24 protein-coding genes are annotated in these 19,727 nt (G+C 52.7%); 5 read left to right on the top strand and 19 right to left on the bottom strand.

Annotated elements, in window-relative coordinates:
- Positions 1-55 precede the first annotated feature (55 nt).
- Together KNP79_RS05675 and KNP79_RS05670 are read left to right on the top strand one after the other, a co-directional pair.
- Positions 56-502, top strand: coding sequence for an SACOL1771 family peroxiredoxin (locus KNP79_RS05675; RefSeq protein WP_215191516.1), 447 nt, complete (start codon positions 56-58; stop codon positions 500-502).
- 2 nt (positions 503-504) lie between these two features.
- Positions 505-1,227, top strand: a complete 723-nt coding sequence (locus KNP79_RS05670; protein WP_084592958.1) for a DNA/RNA nuclease SfsA — start codon at positions 505-507, stop codon at positions 1,225-1,227.
- 23 nt (positions 1,228-1,250) lie between these two features.
- On the opposite strand, the gene KNP79_RS05665 is transcribed toward KNP79_RS05670, so the two are convergent.
- Positions 1,251-1,862 carry a stage II sporulation protein M gene (locus KNP79_RS05665; protein WP_215191515.1) on the bottom strand — a complete coding sequence of 204 codons (612 nt, stop codon included), beginning with the start codon at positions 1,860-1,862 and terminating at the stop codon, positions 1,251-1,253.
- 132 nt (positions 1,863-1,994) lie between these two features.
- Here KNP79_RS05665 and KNP79_RS05660 point away from each other — a divergent pair, with 132 nt between their 5' ends.
- Positions 1,995-3,620, top strand: a complete 1,626-nt coding sequence (locus tag KNP79_RS05660; RefSeq protein ID WP_034780623.1) for an ABC-F family ATP-binding cassette domain-containing protein — start codon at positions 1,995-1,997, stop codon at positions 3,618-3,620.
- Positions 3,621-3,653: 33 nt separating this feature from the next.
- Here KNP79_RS05660 and KNP79_RS05655 read toward each other — a convergent pair whose 3' ends face one another.
- Complete coding sequence (locus KNP79_RS05655; RefSeq protein WP_215191513.1) at positions 3,654-4,409, bottom strand: FixH family protein; 756 nt, start codon at positions 4,407-4,409, stop codon at positions 3,654-3,656.
- A 278-nt stretch (positions 4,410-4,687) separates the two neighbouring features.
- Between KNP79_RS05655 and KNP79_RS05650 the strand changes: the two genes are divergently transcribed.
- On the top strand, positions 4,688-5,881 hold the full coding sequence (locus KNP79_RS05650) for a LysM peptidoglycan-binding domain-containing protein (protein ID WP_214823457.1): 1,194 nt from the start codon (positions 4,688-4,690) through the stop codon (positions 5,879-5,881).
- A gap of 37 nt (positions 5,882-5,918) precedes the next feature.
- On the opposite strand, the gene KNP79_RS05645 is transcribed toward KNP79_RS05650, so the two are convergent.
- From KNP79_RS05645 to KNP79_RS05600, 10 genes are all read right to left on the bottom strand, one after another.
- On the bottom strand, positions 5,919-6,929 hold the full coding sequence (locus KNP79_RS05645; RefSeq protein WP_215191511.1) for a ThiF family adenylyltransferase: 1,011 nt from the start codon (positions 6,927-6,929) through the stop codon (positions 5,919-5,921).
- Entirely contained in the window at positions 6,926-7,390 is a 465-nt protein-coding gene (gene moaC / locus KNP79_RS05640) for a cyclic pyranopterin monophosphate synthase MoaC (protein WP_034780615.1), read from the bottom strand. Before moaC ends, KNP79_RS05645 begins: the two co-directional genes overlap by 4 nt.
- A gap of 3 nt (positions 7,391-7,393) precedes the next feature.
- Positions 7,394-7,621, bottom strand: coding sequence for a MoaD/ThiS family protein (locus KNP79_RS05635; protein ID WP_015880400.1), 228 nt, complete (start codon positions 7,619-7,621; stop codon positions 7,394-7,396).
- Positions 7,618-8,073: a molybdenum cofactor biosynthesis protein MoaE gene (locus tag KNP79_RS05630; protein ID WP_015880399.1), complete on the bottom strand. Its 456-nt coding sequence runs from the start codon at positions 8,071-8,073 to the stop codon at positions 7,618-7,620. Before KNP79_RS05630 ends, KNP79_RS05635 begins: the two co-directional genes overlap by 4 nt.
- Positions 8,051-8,527, bottom strand: a complete 477-nt coding sequence (mobB, locus tag KNP79_RS05625) for a molybdopterin-guanine dinucleotide biosynthesis protein B (RefSeq protein ID WP_034780611.1) — start codon at positions 8,525-8,527, stop codon at positions 8,051-8,053. The genes KNP79_RS05630 and mobB overlap by 23 nt, the downstream gene beginning before the upstream one ends.
- Positions 8,503-9,738 carry a molybdopterin molybdotransferase MoeA gene (locus KNP79_RS05620; RefSeq protein WP_215191509.1) on the bottom strand — a complete coding sequence of 412 codons (1,236 nt, stop codon included), beginning with the start codon at positions 9,736-9,738 and terminating at the stop codon, positions 8,503-8,505. Before KNP79_RS05620 ends, mobB begins: the two co-directional genes overlap by 25 nt.
- Positions 9,738-10,286, bottom strand: a complete 549-nt coding sequence (locus KNP79_RS05615) for a molybdenum cofactor guanylyltransferase (RefSeq protein ID WP_214797396.1) — start codon at positions 10,284-10,286, stop codon at positions 9,738-9,740. The genes KNP79_RS05620 and KNP79_RS05615 overlap by 1 nt, the downstream gene beginning before the upstream one ends.
- Positions 10,283-10,786, bottom strand: a complete 504-nt coding sequence (locus KNP79_RS05610; RefSeq protein ID WP_114164944.1) for a MogA/MoaB family molybdenum cofactor biosynthesis protein — start codon at positions 10,784-10,786, stop codon at positions 10,283-10,285. The genes KNP79_RS05615 and KNP79_RS05610 overlap by 4 nt, the downstream gene beginning before the upstream one ends.
- Before the next feature lie 5 nt (positions 10,787-10,791).
- On the bottom strand, positions 10,792-11,799 hold the full coding sequence (gene moaA, locus KNP79_RS05605; RefSeq protein ID WP_214797395.1) for a GTP 3',8-cyclase MoaA: 1,008 nt from the start codon (positions 11,797-11,799) through the stop codon (positions 10,792-10,794).
- 63 nt (positions 11,800-11,862) lie between these two features.
- Complete coding sequence (locus KNP79_RS05600; protein WP_211781932.1) at positions 11,863-13,179, bottom strand: MFS transporter; 1,317 nt, start codon at positions 13,177-13,179, stop codon at positions 11,863-11,865.
- A 222-nt stretch (positions 13,180-13,401) separates the two neighbouring features.
- On the opposite strand from KNP79_RS05600, the gene KNP79_RS05595 reads away from it, so the two are divergent.
- Positions 13,402-13,914, top strand: a complete 513-nt coding sequence (locus KNP79_RS05595) for a hypothetical protein (protein WP_214754328.1) — start codon at positions 13,402-13,404, stop codon at positions 13,912-13,914.
- On the opposite strand, the gene KNP79_RS05590 is transcribed toward KNP79_RS05595, so the two are convergent.
- From KNP79_RS05590 to KNP79_RS05560, 7 genes are all read right to left on the bottom strand, one after another.
- Complete coding sequence (locus KNP79_RS05590) at positions 13,915-14,607, bottom strand: Crp/Fnr family transcriptional regulator (protein ID WP_034780597.1); 693 nt, start codon at positions 14,605-14,607, stop codon at positions 13,915-13,917.
- A 110-nt stretch (positions 14,608-14,717) separates the two neighbouring features.
- Positions 14,718-14,921, bottom strand: coding sequence for a hypothetical protein (locus KNP79_RS05585; RefSeq protein ID WP_214718588.1), 204 nt, complete (start codon positions 14,919-14,921; stop codon positions 14,718-14,720).
- On the bottom strand, positions 14,911-15,417 hold the full coding sequence (locus tag KNP79_RS05580; RefSeq protein ID WP_034780593.1) for a QcrA and Rieske domain-containing protein: 507 nt from the start codon (positions 15,415-15,417) through the stop codon (positions 14,911-14,913). The genes KNP79_RS05585 and KNP79_RS05580 overlap by 11 nt, the downstream gene beginning before the upstream one ends.
- 20 nt (positions 15,418-15,437) lie before the next feature.
- Positions 15,438-15,980, bottom strand: a complete 543-nt coding sequence (locus KNP79_RS05575) for a 4Fe-4S dicluster domain-containing protein (protein ID WP_015880388.1) — start codon at positions 15,978-15,980, stop codon at positions 15,438-15,440.
- Positions 15,977-18,223, bottom strand: a complete 2,247-nt coding sequence (locus tag KNP79_RS05570) for a molybdopterin oxidoreductase family protein (RefSeq protein ID WP_034780591.1) — start codon at positions 18,221-18,223, stop codon at positions 15,977-15,979. The genes KNP79_RS05575 and KNP79_RS05570 overlap by 4 nt, the downstream gene beginning before the upstream one ends.
- Positions 18,216-18,503, bottom strand: coding sequence for a hypothetical protein (locus tag KNP79_RS05565; protein ID WP_114164958.1), 288 nt, complete (start codon positions 18,501-18,503; stop codon positions 18,216-18,218). The genes KNP79_RS05570 and KNP79_RS05565 overlap by 8 nt, the downstream gene beginning before the upstream one ends.
- The gene (locus KNP79_RS05560) at positions 18,484-19,611 is read right to left on the bottom strand and encodes an MFS transporter (protein WP_214823455.1); all 1,128 of its coding nucleotides are present in this window, start codon (positions 19,609-19,611) and stop codon (positions 18,484-18,486) included. The genes KNP79_RS05565 and KNP79_RS05560 overlap by 20 nt, the downstream gene beginning before the upstream one ends.
- Positions 19,612-19,727 lie beyond the last annotated feature (116 nt).

Here is a 19,727-nt window from a genome sequence, read left to right as displayed (position 1 = left end):
CACATGCGCCTCCAATCGTTCTCTTCTAGAATAGAGACATTGGAGGCGATTTTTTATGAAGCATACGTTTCAAATGAACCTCGACTGGACCGGCGGACGCAACGACGTCGGAACGATCGAGGCCGAACGGTTAAAGACACAGATCTCGATTCCCCCGGAAATGGACGGACCCGGCATCGGCACGAACCCGGATGAGATGTTGCTCGGTGCTGCGGCGACCTGCTATATCATCACACTTGCGGCCATGCTTGGACGGAGTGACCTGTCACATCAAGGCATCACGATCGACGCCGAAGGCATCGTCGACGTGACGAACGGTGTCTTCACGTATGAGACGATTCGTTACACGACTCGCATCAATGTGCCAGTCGCGTTTACAGACCGTGACATCACGCTCGTCGAACGGATTGCTAAAAAAGCGAAAGATGGCTGTATGATTTCACGCGCCTTAGCCGGCAACGTCACGTTCGAGCTCGACACGACGGTCACACGCGTCGACTGACGATGTATCGCTTCGCACAAGACCTGCAGGAAGGAATCATCTTAAGACGACGTAACCGGTTCGTGATGGACGTATTGCTCGATGACACTGTCGTCGCCTGCCACTGTCCGGTCACAGGCCGCATCGGTGACCTCGTCTTTGACGGGGTTCCTTGCCTCGTCTCAGCGACGGACGACCCGCGACGGAACACCGCCTTCACGGTGGAGGCCATCTCGATTGACGCGGACCGACAATGGATTGGAATTCATCAAGGCCGCGTCAACGATTTCGTCGAACATTGGTTGCGGACGAACGTGATTTCAGCTTTTCCTTCTCCGAGACATGTGGAACGAGAGAAAGTCGTCGATGCGTCACGAATCGACTTTAAAGTCGATGGCACTTATATCGAAGTGAAAGCACCTCTAGCCGAGTTGTTCGTAACGCCTCTCCCCCGCTTTGAACGGCGTGCGGTGACGAGACCAATCGAGACCGAACGGTTGATTCGACATCTCGAGACACTCATTGCGACGTTGCCGAAAACTGGTCGGGCCGTCTTGCTGTATGTTTTCTTATATGATGCGCCCATCTTCACCGGCAACTCGAATCGGAAACACGACTTACGAATTCGGCAGCTGATTCGCGACGCAATCGCGGACGGACTTGAAATCTGGCAAGTGAATGGCGAGGTGTCTACGGAAGGGATTCGTTTAACCCACTGTGTCGAGACGACGCCTCATTTCAAGTAAAAAAGCCATCAGCGATGGCTTTTTTACTGTAATAACAGTGGGGTCACGTACGCCTCGATGATCGCAGAGATGACGAGGAGCGGAACTGCGATGACGAGAAATGTCTTCACGCCTGCCACGAACAGCGCCTTGAACGTGACGTCGGTCTCTTTCCCGCGTAGTTTTTTCCAGATGTAACGGTTAAGCGACAACCCCATCGCCGCTCCGAGCAAGATAGCCGAGATTTCGGTGATGCCGTGGGGCAAAATGCCGAGCACGATGACCCGGATCACGGACTCGCCGGCAAACCCAACAAGCATGGCGACCAGGCCGATGACCGCGGCGTTGATGACGACGAACACATACGGGATGAAGAGCGGGATCATCCCGAGCAGGAAAGCGAGCAACGTGACGCGCGTATTGTTCACGAATAGGGCGATCATCGTCTCGCGTGCGCTCGAATCGAACGTCAATCCTTGTGATTCAAATGATTCGCCGAGCTGAGCTAAAATTTCGTCCACTTGTTCAGGGGCGATGACGGCCCTGAATAGAAAATACGACCCGATGCCCGTCACGAGGAAGATGACCCAGAGCCGGAAGAAATCTCGGCTGTAGTAGTTTGACCACGCTTCTTTCAGCGAGAGTGTTGTTTTCATGGCTGATTCCCCCTTTCTTCTCTATACGAATCAGGCTGCTGTTTGTTTCATTTTTACCCACGACTGCGCGTTTTCAAAAAACGTGATACAATACACGTCGTAAACTAATCAGAAAAACGAGGGATCCTATACATGATTACAGTAAATAACGTAAGTCTCCAATTCGGTGGACGCAAGTTGTTCGAAGACGTGAACATCAAGTTCACACCAGGCAACTGCTACGGCTTGATCGGCGCGAACGGTGCCGGGAAGTCGACATTCTTAAAAATTCTTGCCGGTGAGCAAGAAACGACAACAGGTGACGTCAGCTTTTCACCTGGCGAACGCCTCGCCGTCCTCAAGCAGGACCATTATGCGTACGAAGATCAAGCGGTACTCGAGACGGTCATCATGGGCCACGAGCGTTTGTATCAAGTCATGAAAGAGAAAGACGCCATCTATATGAAGGAAGATTTCTCTGACGAAGATGGTATGCGCGCTGCTGAACTCGAAGGCGAATTCGCTGAGATGAACGGTTGGGAAGCCGAATCAGAAGCTGCCATGGTCCTTCAAGGACTAGGGATCACGGATGCATCACACCACAAGCTCATGAGCGAGCTCACAGGTGGCGAGAAAGTCAAAGTCCTCCTTGCTCAAGCATTGTTTGGCAAACCTGACATTCTTCTCCTCGATGAGCCGACGAACGGTCTTGACCTCAAAGCGATCCAATGGCTCGAAGAGTTCTTGATCAACTTCGAGAATACCGTCATCGTCGTATCCCACGACCGTCACTTCTTGAACAAAGTCTGTACGCACATGGCCGACCTTGATTTCGGGAAGATCCAATTGTACGTCGGGAACTACGACTTCTGGTACGAGTCGAGCCAACTCGCTTCGCGTATGGCCAACGACCAGAACAAGAAAAAAGAAGAGAAAATCAAAGAACTTCAAAACTTCATCGCCCGTTTCAGCTCGAACGCCTCGAAGGCGCGTCAAGCGACGTCGCGTAAGAAGTTGCTCGATAAAATCACGCTCGACGATATCCGTCCATCATCACGTCGCTATCCGTTCGTCGGTTTCTCGATGGAACGTGAAATCGGGAACGACGTGCTCTACGTCGACAACGTCTCGAAGACGATCGATGGCGTCAAAGTACTCGACAACGTCACGTTCTCACTCAACAAGACGGACAAAGTCGCATTCGTCGGCCGTTCGGACGTTGCCATTACGACTCTCTTCAAAATCATCATGGGCGAGATGGAACCGGACACGGGTACGGTCAAATGGGGCGTGACGACGACACAGTCGTACTTCCCGAAAGACAACTCGGAATACTTCGAAGGCTCGGATAAGAGCATCTTGGATTGGTTACGCCAGTTCTCACCAGCCGACGAGTCGGATACGTTCCTTCGCGGTTTCCTCGGACGTATGCTCTTCTCAGGCGAAGAAGTCATGAAGAAAGCATCTGTCCTCTCAGGGGGAGAGAAAGTGCGTTGCATGCTCTCGAAAATGATGCTCTCGAACTCGAACGTCCTCGTCCTCGACGATCCGACGAACCACTTGGATCTCGAGTCGATCACAGCGCTCAACAACGGTCTCGAAACGTTCAAAGGCGTCCTCCTCTTCAGCTCGCATGACCATCAGCTCATCTCGACGATTGCCACGCGCATCATCGAAGTGACGCCGAACGGGATTGTCGACAAAGAAGCGACGTACGACGAGTTCCTCGAGAACGAATCGCTTCAACAGCAAGTCGAGTCACTCTATCAGAACGCATAAGAAAAAAACGATCGGCCGCGGCCGATCGTTTTTTTATTTGACCTCGACCGTCTCCATGATGTGTTCATGGATGTCGTGTCCTTTCGTCACATGGACTTGAACGTTGTATATGCCTGACTCTTTGAATGTATGCTCACCTGCATAGCTTCCGTCTTCCGTTTCATCAAGCTTCACCCAGTCGTGCTTGTCCGCTCCGTCTTTGAACACTTCGAGTTGGACGTCCGCACCCGTCAACGCCTCATGCTCAATTTCGACGTTGACTGTGAACGGTTGGACTTCATTGGCGACAGCTTGAGTCGGATCAAGGACAATGTCTGCTCCCGCGTGGTTGTGATGGTCTTGCTCAGCTTCAGCTTCAGCCTCGGCCGCCGTCTCCGGATGGCCAACCGTAACGTTCGTCGTCGGCATCGTATGCATCGAACGGGCCGTCACATGGACTTGCACCGTGTAAACTGCTTCTTCGACAAACGTCGTCTCCGCCTCGTAGACTCCATCTTCTGTGAGCGACGCTTTCGTCATCTCACTCTCTTCCTTGGCGCCATTTTTCCAGACCTCGAACTTAATCTCGTCGGCATCATCGACCGCTTCACCGTCTTGTGTGACGCGAACCGCCAACGTGACCGTCTCGTCTTTGTCCGCCGTGGCCGGAACGTTTAATTCTGCTTCTACCGGTTCCATCGACTGCACCGTCTCCGTACCACTGGCCGTTTCATCGGCTCCGCACGCCCCAAGGACGAACAGACCGACGAGACCAAATGCCACCCCGAACCGTTTCATTGATTTGCTCATGTTGAATCCCCCTATTCAATCGCTTACATTCTTCACACATTGTTCATGATAGCACCCTTTTTTAGGAAATGTGTGAGGATTGTGTGATATTTGGCACGTTTGTCGCTCATAAATTGAACACAAATATTGAGAGTCATTATCCAAAAATTCCTTTCCCTATTTTTAGGGTTAGACGATGTTTACCACTAAAAGGGGGTATATAAAATATATACACAGCTCAATATATGGAAAGCCTTAACATCAAGATACATACACCCAAGAATGGAGGCGAAACCAAAATGAAGAGCAAGTTTGTACGTGTGTTGATGGCCTTGTTGATCATGTTGGCACCGTTAGTCGCTTATCCAAAATCGGCTGACGCCGCCGCTTCGAAATTCATTACGAGCGTGAATACGACGAGTAAAGTTGTCGCGTTGACGTTCGATGACGGGGCGGATGGTGCGAATACGAATAAGATTTTGGACATACTTGCCAAGAACAATGTCAAAGCCACTTTCTTTTTGACTGGATCAGGCGCCAATAACCATCCTCAATACATTAAAAACATCGCAGCTAAAGGTCACCAACTCGGTAACCATTCGTATACCCATCCAGACTTTACAAAGTTGACCGCCACGCAAATGAAATCAGAACTTGATCGGACGGAAGCAAAAATCAAATCCATTACTGGTAAAACGACAAAACCAATCTTCCGGGCACCGTTCGGCGCCGTCAATAGCGCCGTGTTGAGCGGAGTCGGCGCTGCCGGCTACGGTTATACGATTCAATGGAACATCGATACCGTGGACTGGAAAGGAGTCACTGCTAGCCAAATCAATACGAAAGTACAGGCGAACATCAAACCAGGCTCAATCGTCTTGATGCACACCGGTGCCGGCGCTCCAGGTACACCACTCGCCTTGCCGACGATGATTGCCCAGTTGAAAGCGAAAGGCTACAAGTTCGTCACTGTCTCGCAATTGCTCGCTTACCAAAACACATCTACCAGCAAAACGTATACCGTCAAATCAGGCGATACGCTCTATAGCATCGCCCGAGCTTACAACGTCACAGTCGCTGCGCTCGCCGCGGCCAACAAAATTACAAACTACAGTCTCATCTATGTCGGACAAGTGCTCGTCATCCCGGGTACCACTGTAACTCCTCCACCTACGACGACCGTCAAGTATACGGTTAAATCGGGTGACACGCTCTATAAGATCGCCACTTTGTACAAAACGACTGTCGCTAAGATTGCAGCCGCCAACAATATTACGAACGTCAACTCCATCTATGTCGGACAAGTACTGATCATCCCAGGTACAACCGTCACACCACCGACGACTACGGTGAAATACACGGTAAAATCAGGGGATACGCTCTACAAGATTGCGACGATGTATAACACGACTGTCGCTAAGATTGCAGCCGCCAACAATATTACGAACGTCAGCTTGATCAGCGTCGGGCAAGTGCTTACAATCCCACGCTAACCAAAAAAGTGTCCTCCGCTTTTCGGGGGACACTTTTCTATGCGCCAAGACACTCATCGACCATCGCGATTGCGACGTTCGCGTCATCAATTCCATGGACGAGCACACGACCGTCTTTAAACAAAAGCATCCGATGATTCCGCCATCGCCATTCTAACGTGAACGGTGTTTGCTTCACAGCGATGTCCGCACGTTCGAGTTGATGTGCGATTGGTTCAAGCCCTTCGATGGACCGCCGGACTTGGACGACGTCACGCCCACAGAGGAGTGCTGTCTGTTGCCGATTCGGGACGAGGCTCGGATAGTCGTGGGTTTGACAAGAAGGACAAGACACATCGACGAGCCGTGCGACATCGAGTCGCTGTGACTGGTTTTCCCACATGTCTTCAATCAAGAGTCGACGTTCCATCTTTTCATGACGCCCCGTCAAATATTTCAAAGCCTCGACGGCTTGACGACTTGCCACATGTTGCACGATTGGCGCCACCACCCCCGCTGTCGCGCACGTTTGCCCGGCTAGCGGCAAATGACGCATGAGACAACGAAGACACGGCGCGTTTCCCGGCATCACCGTATAGTTCATGCCGTATGCCCCGACGCAAGAGGCAAACAAGAACGGAATGCCACGCTCGAGTGCGAAATCGTTCAATAGAAGGCGCGTCTCGACGTTATCGGTTGCGTCCAAGACGAGATCAATGGGCGGCAAAGGCCGAAGCCAATCCCACGAGACATCGGCGATTTGCGCGTCCAACTCAACGTCTGAGTTGATGGCCCGCAGGCGTTCGAGTGCCGCGACCGCTTTCGGCGTCTCAGCACGTGCGTCCTGTTCCGTATAGAGCGTCTGTCGTTGTAAGTTCGTCACCTCGACATAGTCGCGGTCGACGAGGATGAGCGAGACGCCGGCCCGAACAAGTTGATCGCTAACGGCCGCCCCGAGCGCGCCGAGACCGACGACGAGCACTCGTTTCTCCATCAGATGTTCTTGGCCCTCCACCCCGATGCCGTGGAACCGGGCCTGCCGCGCGTAACGTTCCGGGATATGTGTCATCGGATGTAGTCCCCTGACTTCCCGCCTTGTTTCTCGAGCAAGTATGTCGGTCCGATGACGATGCCTTTATCGACTGCTTTCGTCATATCGTACACGGTCAATGCAGCGACCATTGCTGCCGTCAACGCCTCCATCTCGACACCGGTATCGCCTTTCGTCTTCACAAACGACTCGATGATGAGCTGTGTCCCGTCCCATTCGAACGTCAAATCGACTTTTTTCAAGGCGAGCGGATGACACATCGGAATGATGCGGCTCGTCTCTTTGGCGGCCATGATGCCAGCCACTTGAGCGACAGCGAGTACATCCCCTTTTGCAAGACCCCCATTCGTGATGAGCTGTTTGAGTTCACCGCTCAGTTCAACTGATGTACGGGCCCGAGCAGTACGTGTCGTTTCCGGTTTATCCGAGACATCGACCATCCGCGCCCGCCCTTGGTTGTTCATATGTGTCAATTCCATCGTTTACCCTCCGCTCACCATTGGAATGACGGCGACCGTGTCCCCGTCTGCAACCGTGTATTCGTCCGTCTCATAACGCTCATTGACCGCGAACATGAGACGTTCCGCTCCTGACACGCCCCGCTCGGCCAAATCCGCTCGCAAGGCGGCGATTGTTTGTGGCGCTGAAACGGTATAGGACCGGACCGCCAACTCTTCTGCCACGTGGGCAAAACATAATACCTCAATCATGTGTACGTCACTCCTTCCGGGCGTCCTGGGTGTTGTTCTTTTTGATCACCCATCCATTTCGTGCCGTCGGTCCAATGCTCCCGTTTCCAAATCGGGACAATTTCTTTAATCCGTTCGATGGCGTAACGATTCGCCTCGTAGGCGTCGGCGCGATGGGAAGAACTCGTCGCGATGACGACCGCTTCTTCCATGATATCGAGTCGTCCAATCCGGTGATGGATCGCCGTCAACGCACCAGGCCAACGTTCTGCTACTTCTTTCGCGATTTGTTCGAGCATCTTCTCGGCCATCGGTACGTATGATTCATACTCCAAGAGTTCGGTCTGTTTGGAACCAGTCATTTCCCGCACCGTCCCGATAAACAGCACGACCGCCCCGACGTTTCGATGTCGGACCGTTTCGTAAAGTGCCATCGGTTCGAGCGGATGTTCATTCACTTGATACCATTTCATCCTCCATCCACCTTTCCACTGAACGCATCAACCGGTCCTTGTCTGCCACGGAGTCTCCGCGTGCGATCACGTTCGTCACATCGACCGGTTGTTCATGCCCGTCTCGCACGAGCACCACTTTCGGATAATCTTTCCGTTTGTATCCTTCGATGAGCACGATGTCGACGTGCGCCTCGTACCAGTTGAGGAGCAATTCAAACGTATCGACCGCTTGCCACTCGATCAACGTCCCGTCCTCACCGATCACACTCGATAGCACGGCACCGGCCAACGCGTGACGGTGCGAGTCAGTCATCGGCAAGTCGAACGACCCTCCGTGACCGTGGTGCTTGATGACGCCGACACGGAGCCCCGTCGCCGACAAGCGTGTTGTCAGCTCGGAGACGAACGATGTCTTGCCGCTATTTTGATAGCCGACCACTTGTAAAATCAAAGCCGATCGATGATTCGACATCGCACCGTGTCTCCTTTCTGAAACCCTCTCGTCCCGCCTGGCAGATGAATCAACGCGTTACACGTCGCGAGCGAGGAGACGATGCCCGACTTATCTTTACCGCTCGGATGAACGACCGTCTGCCCGGTCGCATCAATCGTCACATGTCCACGGACGAAGCGGTCGAACGGATTCGGTTTCGGGAAATCGACACCGAGTTCCGCCAAAATGACAGGACGTTCCGTTTGTCCGAACAACGTCTTCATGTACGTACCGACAAACAGTTCCGTGCCGACAAAACAGGCAGACGGATTGCCGGATAAACCGAACAACAGCCGACCTTCGACATGCGCGACCGTCGTGACGGATCCTGGCCGCATCCCGACTTTATTAAACAGTACTGTCGCTCCGAGCGCCTCATACACATCCGGTAAATAATCGAAATCGCCGACCGATACCCCGCCTGTCGTGACGATGGCATCACTCGTCTGAAGCGCTTCTTCGACCGCCCGCTTCGTCGAAGTGAACGTATCCGGCAAGATGCCGCCATACGTTGCCGCGCCGCCAAGCTCCTCGATTTGGGCAAGAATCATATACGCATTCGAATTATAAATTTGCCCGTCGGCTTTCTTCCGCCCCGGTTCGACGAGCTCGTCTCCAGTCGCGAACACGGTGATGTGTGGTTTCACGTACACGTCGACTTGTTCATAGCCGAACGTTGCGAGCAAGGCGATGACGCCTGGATTGATGCGGGTGCCTCGGCCGACGATATGCGTTCCTGCCGCCACATCTTCCCCGCGATAGGAGATGTTGGCATCACGGGCCGGTCGTTTGAACGTCACGACTCGTTCATCCGCTTGTACGAGCTCGAGCATGACGACCGCATCGGCTCCGTCTGGAATTTTTGCCCCGGTCATGATGCGAATCGCCTCGCCGGCGCGGAGCGGTTCTCCGACGTGTCCAGCTCCCTGAACGTATTGAATGGGTAATGTCACCGGTTCATCGCGGTTCGCAGTCAACAAGTCCGCGGAGCGGACAGCAAAACCGTCATGTGGCGACTTGTCAAACGCCGGAACGTCATGCGTCGCGACGAGATCCATCGCTAAAATCCGTCCGTTCGTCCGATGCAACGGTACCGTTTCCGTCCGACCTCTCCCCGTCGCTTCTTCGACGCGTGCGACCGCCTCGTCAACGGCGAGCGGCTTACGAAATAGCGTCGATCCCTTTTCCATTACTCCACTTCCTTTCCTAGCACTTCTTCATAATCTCTCAGTGTGTTCACATTTTTAAACCAGTCCCGTTCAGCAAACGAGACGATTGTCGCCTCTGTCAAGTGAGGCATGACCGCCCGTTCGCCTCGACGTAACGCGGATTCGAACTGGGACAGTATCGAGCGGGGATACAAGGCGATGAGCGGATGGATTCGATTGTCGGCGTAGGCGACAACCGGCTGATTCCCTCGTTCTATCGCAAGCCGTTCATAAACGGTCGGCGGCAACAAAGGTGTATCACACGCACAGATGGCATACCATTCAGCCGGGACGTGCCGCATGACGGTGACGATGCCAGCGAGCGGCCCCATGCCGCACCATTCTCTGTCGTCTTCGAGTTGATAGGGTGTCATCGACTGTCCGGCCGGCACGACGCTCCATTGGGACGTCGTCGTGGTACTAAGCGTCTGTCGTGCCCGGTCTTCAAACGAGACGTCCTCATAACGGGCTTTCCATTTGGGAGACCCGAACCGACGTGACTTCCCGCCTGCCAAGACGATCCCAATCATCGTGTCGCTTCCCAGACGATATGGGAGAGCTCAGGGAGAATCAAGCGAGTCATCGCCAAGTCGACGGCGCCTCGCGACCCTGGCATCGAAAAGATGATCGTATCCCCGATGCGTCCTGCTAAAGCTCGCGACAACATCGCCGCCGGTCCGATATCTTCCGTGAAGCTGACATAACGGAACAACTCGCCGAAGCCGACCATTTCCCGGTCAAGCAGCGGTCGAATCGTCTCAATGGTGACGTCCCGTTTCGTGATGCCCGTTCCTCCGGTCGTCAAGATGACATCCATTTTTTCGTCGACCATTCGTCTGACAGCCGCTTCGATTTCAAATGGGTCATCTTTCGTGATCTCACGGTATGTGACCGTGTGTGCTTCTTCTTTTAACAGCGTGCAAATATGTTCGCCTGACACGTCCGTATCGAGTGTGCGCGTATCCGAGATCGTTAAAATCGCTGCCCGGACACGCTGTGTGTTTTGATGTACATGGTTGTGTGCTTGCATCGTCTTCATCCTCCGATATAACTCATTTCAATCCGGTTACGTGTCCGACTCCCAGTTTGTGACCGTTCTTCCGAATAGCGGTCGTCCCGTACTTCCCATACCATTTTCAGTGTCATGGCAATCAATTCATCGCTCGCCCCACTGCGGAGCAATTCGCGGATATCGGTCCCGTCTTCAGCGAACAGGCACGTGTACCATTTGCCGTCACTCGATAGGCGGCCTCGCGTGCACGTTCCGCAGAACGGTTGGCTGACCGAAGAGATGAAGCCGACTTGCGCCCCATCCGTGTAACGGTAACGTTGCGCGACTTCTCCTAGTGTTTCGGGTGCAAGCGGTTCAAGTAATCCATTTCGTTGTTTCAACACCTCAAGAATCGATTCAGACGACACGACATGTTCGACGTTCCATTCATTCGCCGTGCCGACATCCATGAACTCGATGTAACGGAGCGTGATGTTCCGTTCTTTGAAATACGCGGCCATAGGGGCGACTTCATGATCGTTCCAGCCTTTTCGGACGACCATGTTCACTTTCACTTCGAGCCCTTGCCGTTTCGCCTCATCGATTCCTCGTAATACCGTCTCGGGCGACGTGCCGCGTCCGTTCATCATCCCGAACGTCTCGGCCGATAAGGCGTCTAGACTGACGTTGACCCGGTCGAGCCCAGCTTGCTTCAACACTTTCGCCATCCGTTCTAAATAGACGCCGTTCGTCGTCAACCCGATCGTCTCGATGGTCGTGACCGCGCGAAGGCGGCGAATCAGTTCATCGAGATTCGGCCTGAGTAGCGGTTCGCCCCCGGTCAGACGCACTTTTTTCACGCCGTGTGGGGCGATGATGCGAACGAAGCGCTCGATCTCGTCAAACGATAACAACTCATCTCGTTTTAAAAATTGGTGGTGGCGGAACGCCTCTTCCGGCATGCAGTATCGGCAACGAAAGTTGCATTTATCAATGACTGAGATGCGTAAGTCTTCCAACGGTCGTCTCCGTCGATCGGTCCATGGTGTCATCTTGGTTCATCCTTTCTATCCATCAACGACAGCAGGGACCCTCACAGTCCCTGCGTCGATTTGTCAGCGAATCGGCTTTTCAGCACCGCTGCGCAAGTAATAATAAATTGTGGTGGCAATCGAGATCGCATAGAGCCCTAGCATGACGAACAACGCACCGTTGAACGAACCGACGAGCTCGAGCGACCAACCGAACATCTTCGGAATGAAGAAGGCTCCGTAAGCAGCAAACGCTGCCGAGAATCCGACGACGGCCGGTGTCTTCGTCGCCACGAACACGTGGGGAATCATCGCGAACGTCGCTCCAGAGTTGAGTCCTGTTGCGATGAACAAGACGACGAAGGAGATGAAAAACATCGTCAAGTTGCTGTTCGTGATGGCCATGATGACACTGATCGTACCGAGCGCCATGATTCCGAACACGATTAATGTCACTTTGGCCGCTCCGATCTTATCACTGATCCAGCCCCCGAACGGACGCGAAGAGGCGCCAAGGAATGCACCAAGGAAGGCGAGCGCCATCAAGTCCGACTCAGGGAACTTTAACTTTAAAATCATCGGGAACGCTGCGGCATATCCAATGAAGGAACCGAACGCCGCCGTGTAGAGCAACGTTTGAATCCAAAAATGTTTGTCTTTAAACACGCTCGCCTGTTCACGAAGCGATTGACGCGCGGTCGGTAAGTTATCCATGAACAAGTATGCGCAGACCGTCAAAATGATGGTCGGCACGACCCAAAGGAGCGCGGCGTTTTGAAGCCAAATCTCTTCGCCGGTCTCGGTCACGAGTGCGTTCCCGCCGATGAACCCGAAAATACTTGTCGTGATGACGAGCGGTGTGATCAATTGGACGAGCGAGACGCCCAAGTTCCCGATGCCTCCGTTAATCCCTAGCGCCGTCCCTTTTTTCGCTTTCGGATAAAACGCGCCGATGTTGGCGTTTGATGACGAGAAGTTTCCGCCGCCTAGTCCGCAAAGTGCGGCCAAAATCATGAATACCCAATACGGCGTATTGACGTTTTGAACGGCATAGGCGATGCCTAGGAGCGGCAACAACAAAATCGATGTCGAGAAGATCGTCCAGTTCCGACCGCCGAATATACTGTTTGCGAACGTATAGAAAAAGCGCAACGTCGCCCCGACGAGTCCAGGTAGGGCGGCCAACGTGAACAACTGGCCTTGCGTAAAGCTAAACCCGATTGAATTCAATTGGACGGCCGCGACCGACCACATTTGCCAGACGATGAATGCAAGCGTCAGTGCCGGGACCGAGACGAGCAAGTTCCGATTGGCGACTTGTTTTCCCGTCCCTTCCCAAAATCCCACATCCTCCGGCTTCCACTCGGCGAGTGCGTGTGACCCTTTGTCTAATTGTTGCATGGTCTATTCCTCCTCTTAACGGTTCAATTCGTACCCTAATCCCATCCTATCGACCGTCCTCTTAAAAAAGTGTGCCTTCTTTCACACTTATTTCGCATCTTGAGTTTTTTTCTCACCCTGTCATCAATCTGTGACAAAATCGCCTATCTTTTGTTTCTGTGACATTGAACACAGAAAAACCCTCCCCGATTCCTTACGATAAGGAATAGAGGAGGGATTAATTTGTCACATCTCATTCAAATCCACTGTGCGCCCGAAGTTCGCTTGGCGCTACAACCATATTTCTTCAGTCAAGACGGGGCCCACGTGTTCCGTGTCTTCGGCGTCGCGATCGCCGAGGCTGCGTTCACCGAGACGGGGCTCGATATCACGTTCCCACTGGAAAGTCCGATGGAAGAACTACAAGCGCTGCACACCTTGCTCGTTCGGATCGATACAAACCACGACGTGACGATCGATGATACCCAGGCGGTCATCGGCTACTTAGGGGACGGGACGGTGGTCACCGTCTATCGCCACTTCAAACGTTGGCTGGACTTTTTGTCCGCAGCGCGCGTTCGCTCGATGGAAGGTGTCGTCGTCGAGGTCCGTGCTAACGGGGTCAAGCTAGCCGAAGGCGTGCTCCGGTCTTATGAGTTGATGGAAGATGGCGATTTTTATGTATCGGCCTGTACAATCGAGGCCGATGGGTTAGAACATTTCGAGGGCGAGCTATCACTTGCCGCCGTAATGTGATCAATCGATGACACAGACCGAGACCGGACAGTCCTCACAATGGTTGAGCAGTTTCAACCGGTCGAGGTCATGGATAATGATTTGACGGGAAGGGAGCGAAATAATCCCTTCTTGAGCGAGCTCGTTCAACATGCGGTTCACGCGTTCACGCGATGTCCCGCAATAGTTGGCGAGCTCTTGGTTTTTCAGTTTCAAGTCGATGAGAATGCCGTCTTCGACTTCCACCCCATAGCTGTTCGCCATACGAATGAGCGTCGAGTAGAGCGCTCCTTTTTTCCCGTTCAATACCAAGTCTCTAAATTTCGTATGCTGTTTCCGCATATGTTCGTTGATCATGACCATGAACTCGCGGACGAATTCCGGGTTCGACGACAAAATCATCGTTTCAATACGCTCGATTTTGACCGCATAAATTTCACTATCTTCTAACGCCTTGGCGTTAAATAAATATTTTGGTTCGATTGCGAATAACGTCAACTCTCCGCAACAAGCCTCAGCGCTTAAACAACGTAACGTCAATTCTTTTCCATTTTCCGTCAATTTCGAAATTTGGATCAGTCCACTCTTTACAATATAAAATTCAGCTGCGTCTTCTTGTTCTCGGAACAGAAAACCGCCTTTTGGGACATGAATGATTCGATGTGCCAATTTTTTTGTTTCCTCGAGCACCATCGCTTTACTTGAATGAGCCATTTCCACCGACCTTCCTTAAAACACGTTGCGCCATATTAAAGCTTGCCTTCATTCTAAACACAAACCCCCTCGAAACGCAATCAACATTTGGAAGCGTTTCAAGGGGAGGACTATTCTTTCGTACGATATTCAATTTTTTTCCAATATCGATATAATAAGCCGATCAATCCGACATTGATGACAGCGATGATCATATACAGTCGCATCGAGGCATGATCATACACCATGTAGCTCTCAATTGTATATTGCAAGAGTACCATGTTCGTCGCGAGCAATATGACCAATCCGATTAAACTCCAACCGTTACGCCCCATGATGAATCTCTCTTCCGACCGCAAAAATCTTCCCGTTCTCGATTTCAAGCAAGATTTTAGGGAGTTCCCGCTGCGGCGGACCGGCCTGTGGTTGGCCGTCGACACCGAAGTAACCACGGTGGCACGGACAGAGGAGTACGTCCTCCTCCTCTACGTAAAACACCGGGCACTGCAGATGGGTGCATTTGTTGTTATAGGCAACGAACTCACCATTCTTTAAATGAACGAGCAACGATGGTTCCGTACCCGGATATTCAAATTCGAGTGATTTCCCGCGCTCTAGCGCCTCGACCGTCGTGATGAACTGACGGTCAGTTCTCGGCTCGCTTCGAACGAAGGCCGCGATATTGAACGGGACGGTCGCGAGACCGAGTGCGATACCGGCGCCGAACGTTGATTTGATGAACGCCCGTCGATTCAGTTTCACGTCATCGGCCCGGCTCAAGTTATCGACGAGTGCGGATAACCGTTCCCGGTCTTTTGATTCATTTGACATAAGTCATCTTCCTTTCCATCTCAATCGGAATAGACGCCAAAGAATTCAGGGACGTAATTCCATTTATCGTCTTGCGAAGGCTTTTTCCCTTCGATCATGTTCATTTGGACGCGTTGACGACGGAGTTGCATCATCTCGTCATGGTCGATGAAGCGAATCGCATCTGACGGACAAACCGACGCACACATCGGCGCGATATCATGTTTGGAGCGGTCGTAACACATGTCGCACTTATACATCTTATTCTTCTCAAAGTCGAACTTCGGAATCCCGAACGGACAAGCGAACGTACAGTTCCGGCAGCCGATACATTTTTCTTCCGAAGCCGATAACACGACGCCCTCTGGCGTGATTTGAATCGCATTGGCCGGACACACTTGAGCACAAGCCGGATTTTTACACTGCATACAGATCATTGGGAACGTCTGACGGTTCTCCGAGAAATCGATATAATCCACATAGTTGCGCTCGAGCCCCTCGTGGTCCCCGCATTCGCGGCAAGCTGCCTGACAGGCCCGACAGCCGATACAACGTTCAAACTCTAAATACATGACCTTATTCATTTCGTATGAACCTCCTCATCCATGACGTGACAGCTCGTCGCAATCGCATGGTCCGCCATGAACGGCACGCTTGATCCGAGCGGGACCGTCAACGGATTAATGTGTAACGGGGTGTTGGCCGGTAACTTTTTCATTTGTACCGCACATACCTTGAACTCCGGCATGCGTGACATCGGATCGAGACACGGGTTCGTCAATTGATTGATGGCGAGCTCCTTGCCCCAATGATAAGGGACGAAGACCGTATCTTTTCGAATCGCCTTCGTCAAACGTGCTTCGACGACCATCGATCCGCGACGTGTGCGGAGTTCGACTTTGTCGCCCGTTTGAAGGCTATAACTTGATGCCAACTCCGGATGGATTTCCACGAACGGCAGTTTTGACATCGTGCTCAAGAAGTCGACACGGCGCGTCTGATTGCCCGACAAGTAATGGAAGACGACCCGCCCTGTCGTGAGCGTGACCGGATATTCTTCATTCGCATATTCACCGGCCGGCCGATATGTGACGACAGGCAAATTCGCTTTTCCGTTCGCCGTTCCAAACCGTTCTTTGAACATCGTCGGTGTGCCGGGATGATCTTCGGACGGACATGGCCAAAAGACACCATACTCGTCGTCGATTCGTTCCCATGTGATCCCAGAGTAGTCAGCCGCTCCACCTTTCGTCGCGATGCGGAACTCTTCCCAAATGTCACGCGCCGTCTCGTATGGGAAGTACTGTCCACGTCCCATCCGCTCAGCGATCCGCTTCATGATTTCCCAGTCTGGGAGCGAATCCCCGAGCGGTTCGCGCACTTTCCGGATTCGAATGACACGTCCTTCTAGGTTTGTCGTCGTCCCTTCGTCTTCGGCCCACGAACAAGCCGGTAAGACGACATCAGCGAACTCACAAGATTCCGACATGAAGAAGTCACTGACGACGAAGAAATCGAGTTTGTTGAAGCTGTCCCACACGTACGGAAGGTTCGGTGCTGAAACGGCTGGGTTCGAACACATGAGGTGCATCGCCCGAATCGTTCCCGCTTGAATCTCATCGAACATTTCGAACGCGGACACACCTGGTTTTGGCATCTCGGAAGGATCGATGCCCCAAACCCCGCTCACATATTCAACGGCTTTCGGGTCAGTTAATTTCCGGTAGCCTGGTAACAGGTCTGCTTTTTGTCCATGTTCTCGTCCACCCTGCCCGTTCCCTTGCCCCGTCATCGTGGCGACGCCCGAAGCAAACTTCCCAATCATGCCTCGTAAGAGCGCCATCGACGTATAGAGCGAGACATTGTCGACGCCTTTTGACTGTTGTTCGACGCCGCGGGCGAACAACATGACCGAACGTGGGCTCTTCCCGTAAATATGACCGGCCTTCTCGAGTTTTTCGATGGCGACACCGGTCACCTCACTTGTCCGCTCGAGCGTCCAGTCTCGGACCGACGCTTTCAACTCTTCGTAGTTATCGCAACGCTCATCCACGTACGCTTGATCAACATAATCGTGTTCGACTAAAAAGTTGAGCAGTCCCATCGCAAGCGCCGCATCCGTCCCTGGCTTCAAATCGAGATGGACATCGGCGACGCGCGCCATCGGAATTTCACGCGGGTCGGCGACGATGATTTTCGCGCCTTTGTCTTTCGCCTTCCAAATATGTTGTGTCGTCGTCGGATGACATTCGGCAATATTCGAACCGGCGACAAAGAATGTGTCGACGTGCTCGAACTCCGTCCATGGAAGCGTCGCTCCGCGGTCAATCCCAAGTGTCTTTAAGAAACCGCCGGCAGCTGACGACATGCAGAAGCGACCGTTGTAATCGATGAACCGTGTGCCGAGTGCGACCCGGGCATACTTCCCGACGAGGTAACATTTTTCATTCGTCATCGAGACGCCGCCGAAGACGGACACCGCATCTTTCCCATGCTCTCGTTGAATGCGTTTAAAGTTCGCTTCGATCACGTCGAGCGCTTCTTCCCATGTCGCTTTTTCAAACTTGCCGTTCCGTTTGATGAGCGGAGTCATGATGCGGTCCGGATGTTCGATCGTTTGATAGGCCGTGACGCCTTTCGGACAAAGTTTTCCTTTGTTGACCGGGAAATCGTAGCGTGGTTCAACGCCTTTGACGGCCCCGGTTTTCTCATCGACCCGGATATGCATGCCGCACTGCATGCCACAGTAACAACAGTGGGTCGTGATCAACTTTTCACCCGGTTTGATTAAATTCTGTACTTCTGGCGACGTTAAAAAGTCACTCATCGTCTTCCCCTCCATAGAACGTTTCCGCTCTTCGTTTTGAAAATCCACTGACGTGATAGCCGTTAATCGTTTGAAGCGGATAATGCATCCCGTCACTTCCGGGCCGTCCGAGCGCCGAATCGAGCCGGGCGCGACGACGACAGGCGTGACAGAGGTCTTGGACCGTGTGCGCCGCATCGACTTTCACGAGTTGGTCCGACCCCTCGAGCAATTGTTTCACTTGTTCAATCTCTTCAAGCGTGCCGGTCGGTTCGCCGCACTTAACGCACAGGTGTCTCATCTTTTGCCTCACCTTTCGTCTCCTTCGGTCGTCCGAATCCTGGCATCGACATGCCCGTGTTCGTATCGACCGGGTGTGTCGGTAACTGTCCGTTCATCAAGTTCAATTGCATCTTCACACGCATCGAACGTCGACACGGTTGGCAGTAATCGGAGAGCTGGGTCCCGTCACTGAGCCCGAGCTGGATCGTCTGTGCTTGCAAAATCGCTTGGACGTCCTCGACTTGATTATCCGTCGCATAACGTGTCCCGCACCCGGCGCAGACACGGGTCTCATCCGCTTCGACTTCCCGGTAGTTCATCGGGACGCTGGCCGCCATCGGTCGGACCGGCAAGTGGAACAGTTTACCGAACGGGAAGTAACATAAAAAGATGATGACGGTCAATTGATGGAACAAGGCGAGCTCGTGATGGATGAAGCCTCCGAAGAATACATACGACACGGTCAACAACAACCCCGAGACAGTGACGATGAGCAACATGAGGAGCGGTAAAATATCAAATTCGAACCGCTGGGTCACTTTCACGTCCTGGTCGTTGATCCGGCGATAGAGTGCCATGAGCACGCCGACGAGCAACATGAGCGCGGTGATGTTCAACCCGTTATAGACGAGCTCCGCGAACAACCCGTGCGCAGCCATCTTGATGGTCGGGATGTTAAAGACGACAATCTGATACGTCTCGATATCAATCAAATCAAACCGCATCCATTGGAACGTCAGCCCGAATGTGATGGCGAACGACCCGAGACATCCCCAGGCAATCAACATATGTTGGGTCCAGCGGTACCAGCCACGTTCCCAGATGAACTTCTGTAAGACAATATTGTTGACGGTCGTGGCGGCGACGGCCTTGCTGGCCCGTTTCTTTTCTGCCTTTATTTGTTTGAGGCTCCGCTTCAATACTTGTGAGGTGGCCGGCCGTGCAAAAAATAACGTCAAGCGGACGACCATCCCAATCATGCAAATGACGGCGGCGATATAGTAGCCGAACAGCGCCATGTCTACGTGCTCAAATCCTGCCGAGGCGATCCATGTCGAGAGCACCAAGACGGTGAATCCTACGAACGACCACTTTGCGGCGGTCGAATAAAAATAACGATCGGACATATGTGTTCCCCCTTCTCTTTCCGAGCGACTTCATAGTTTCATCATAAAGATGACATCTCGACTTAACTGTTACTTTTTTCACAGATAAGCGATTCGAGACGTGACAGAATAATGAA

Origin of the sequence: Exiguobacterium sp. s7, from assembly GCF_018618195.1 — a bacterium.
Classification (GTDB): Bacteria; Bacillota; Bacilli; order Exiguobacteriales; family Exiguobacteriaceae; genus Exiguobacterium; species Exiguobacterium mexicanum_A.
Note: the sequence above shows the minus strand (reverse complement) of the source record. Positions and strands in the feature narration are given on the sequence as shown.

Bases quoted from the DNA above. Each gene is read 5' to 3' on its own strand.
- KNP79_RS05675 (WP_215191516.1), top strand. From the start codon at position 56: ATGAAGCATACGTTTCAAATGAACCTCGACTGGACCGGCGGACGCAAC.
- KNP79_RS05670 (WP_084592958.1), top strand. From the start codon at position 505: ATGTATCGCTTCGCACAAGACCTGCAGGAAGGAATCATCTTAAGACGA.
- KNP79_RS05665 (WP_215191515.1), bottom strand. From the start codon at position 1,862: ATGAAAACAACACTCTCGCTGAAAGAAGCGTGGTCAAACTACTACAGC.
- KNP79_RS05660 (WP_034780623.1), top strand. From the start codon at position 1,995: ATGATTACAGTAAATAACGTAAGTCTCCAATTCGGTGGACGCAAGTTG.
- KNP79_RS05655 (WP_215191513.1), bottom strand. From the start codon at position 4,409: ATGAGCAAATCAATGAAACGGTTCGGGGTGGCATTTGGTCTCGTCGGT.
- KNP79_RS05650 (WP_214823457.1), top strand. From the start codon at position 4,688: ATGAAGAGCAAGTTTGTACGTGTGTTGATGGCCTTGTTGATCATGTTG.
- KNP79_RS05645 (WP_215191511.1), bottom strand. From the start codon at position 6,929: ATGACACATATCCCGGAACGTTACGCGCGGCAGGCCCGGTTCCACGGC.
- moaC (WP_034780615.1), bottom strand. From the start codon at position 7,390: ATGGAATTGACACATATGAACAACCAAGGGCGGGCGCGGATGGTCGAT.
- KNP79_RS05635 (WP_015880400.1), bottom strand. From the start codon at position 7,621: ATGATTGAGGTATTATGTTTTGCCCACGTGGCAGAAGAGTTGGCGGTC.
- KNP79_RS05630 (WP_015880399.1), bottom strand. From the start codon at position 8,073: ATGAAATGGTATCAAGTGAATGAACATCCGCTCGAACCGATGGCACTT.
- mobB (WP_034780611.1), bottom strand. From the start codon at position 8,527: ATGTCGAATCATCGATCGGCTTTGATTTTACAAGTGGTCGGCTATCAA.
- KNP79_RS05620 (WP_215191509.1), bottom strand. From the start codon at position 9,738: ATGGAAAAGGGATCGACGCTATTTCGTAAGCCGCTCGCCGTTGACGAG.
- KNP79_RS05615 (WP_214797396.1), bottom strand. From the start codon at position 10,286: ATGATTGGGATCGTCTTGGCAGGCGGGAAGTCACGTCGGTTCGGGTCT.
- KNP79_RS05610 (WP_114164944.1), bottom strand. From the start codon at position 10,786: ATGCAAGCACACAACCATGTACATCAAAACACACAGCGTGTCCGGGCA.
- moaA (WP_214797395.1), bottom strand. From the start codon at position 11,799: ATGACACCATGGACCGATCGACGGAGACGACCGTTGGAAGACTTACGC.
- KNP79_RS05600 (WP_211781932.1), bottom strand. From the start codon at position 13,179: ATGCAACAATTAGACAAAGGGTCACACGCACTCGCCGAGTGGAAGCCG.
- KNP79_RS05590 (WP_034780597.1), bottom strand. From the start codon at position 14,607: ATGGCTCATTCAAGTAAAGCGATGGTGCTCGAGGAAACAAAAAAATTG.
- KNP79_RS05585 (WP_214718588.1), bottom strand. From the start codon at position 14,921: ATGGGGCGTAACGGTTGGAGTTTAATCGGATTGGTCATATTGCTCGCG.
- KNP79_RS05580 (WP_034780593.1), bottom strand. From the start codon at position 15,417: ATGTCAAATGAATCAAAAGACCGGGAACGGTTATCCGCACTCGTCGAT.
- KNP79_RS05575 (WP_015880388.1), bottom strand. From the start codon at position 15,980: ATGAATAAGGTCATGTATTTAGAGTTTGAACGTTGTATCGGCTGTCGG.
- KNP79_RS05570 (WP_034780591.1), bottom strand. From the start codon at position 18,223: ATGAGTGACTTTTTAACGTCGCCAGAAGTACAGAATTTAATCAAACCG.
- KNP79_RS05565 (WP_114164958.1), bottom strand. From the start codon at position 18,503: ATGAGACACCTGTGCGTTAAGTGCGGCGAACCGACCGGCACGCTTGAA.
- KNP79_RS05560 (WP_214823455.1), bottom strand. From the start codon at position 19,611: ATGTCCGATCGTTATTTTTATTCGACCGCCGCAAAGTGGTCGTTCGTA.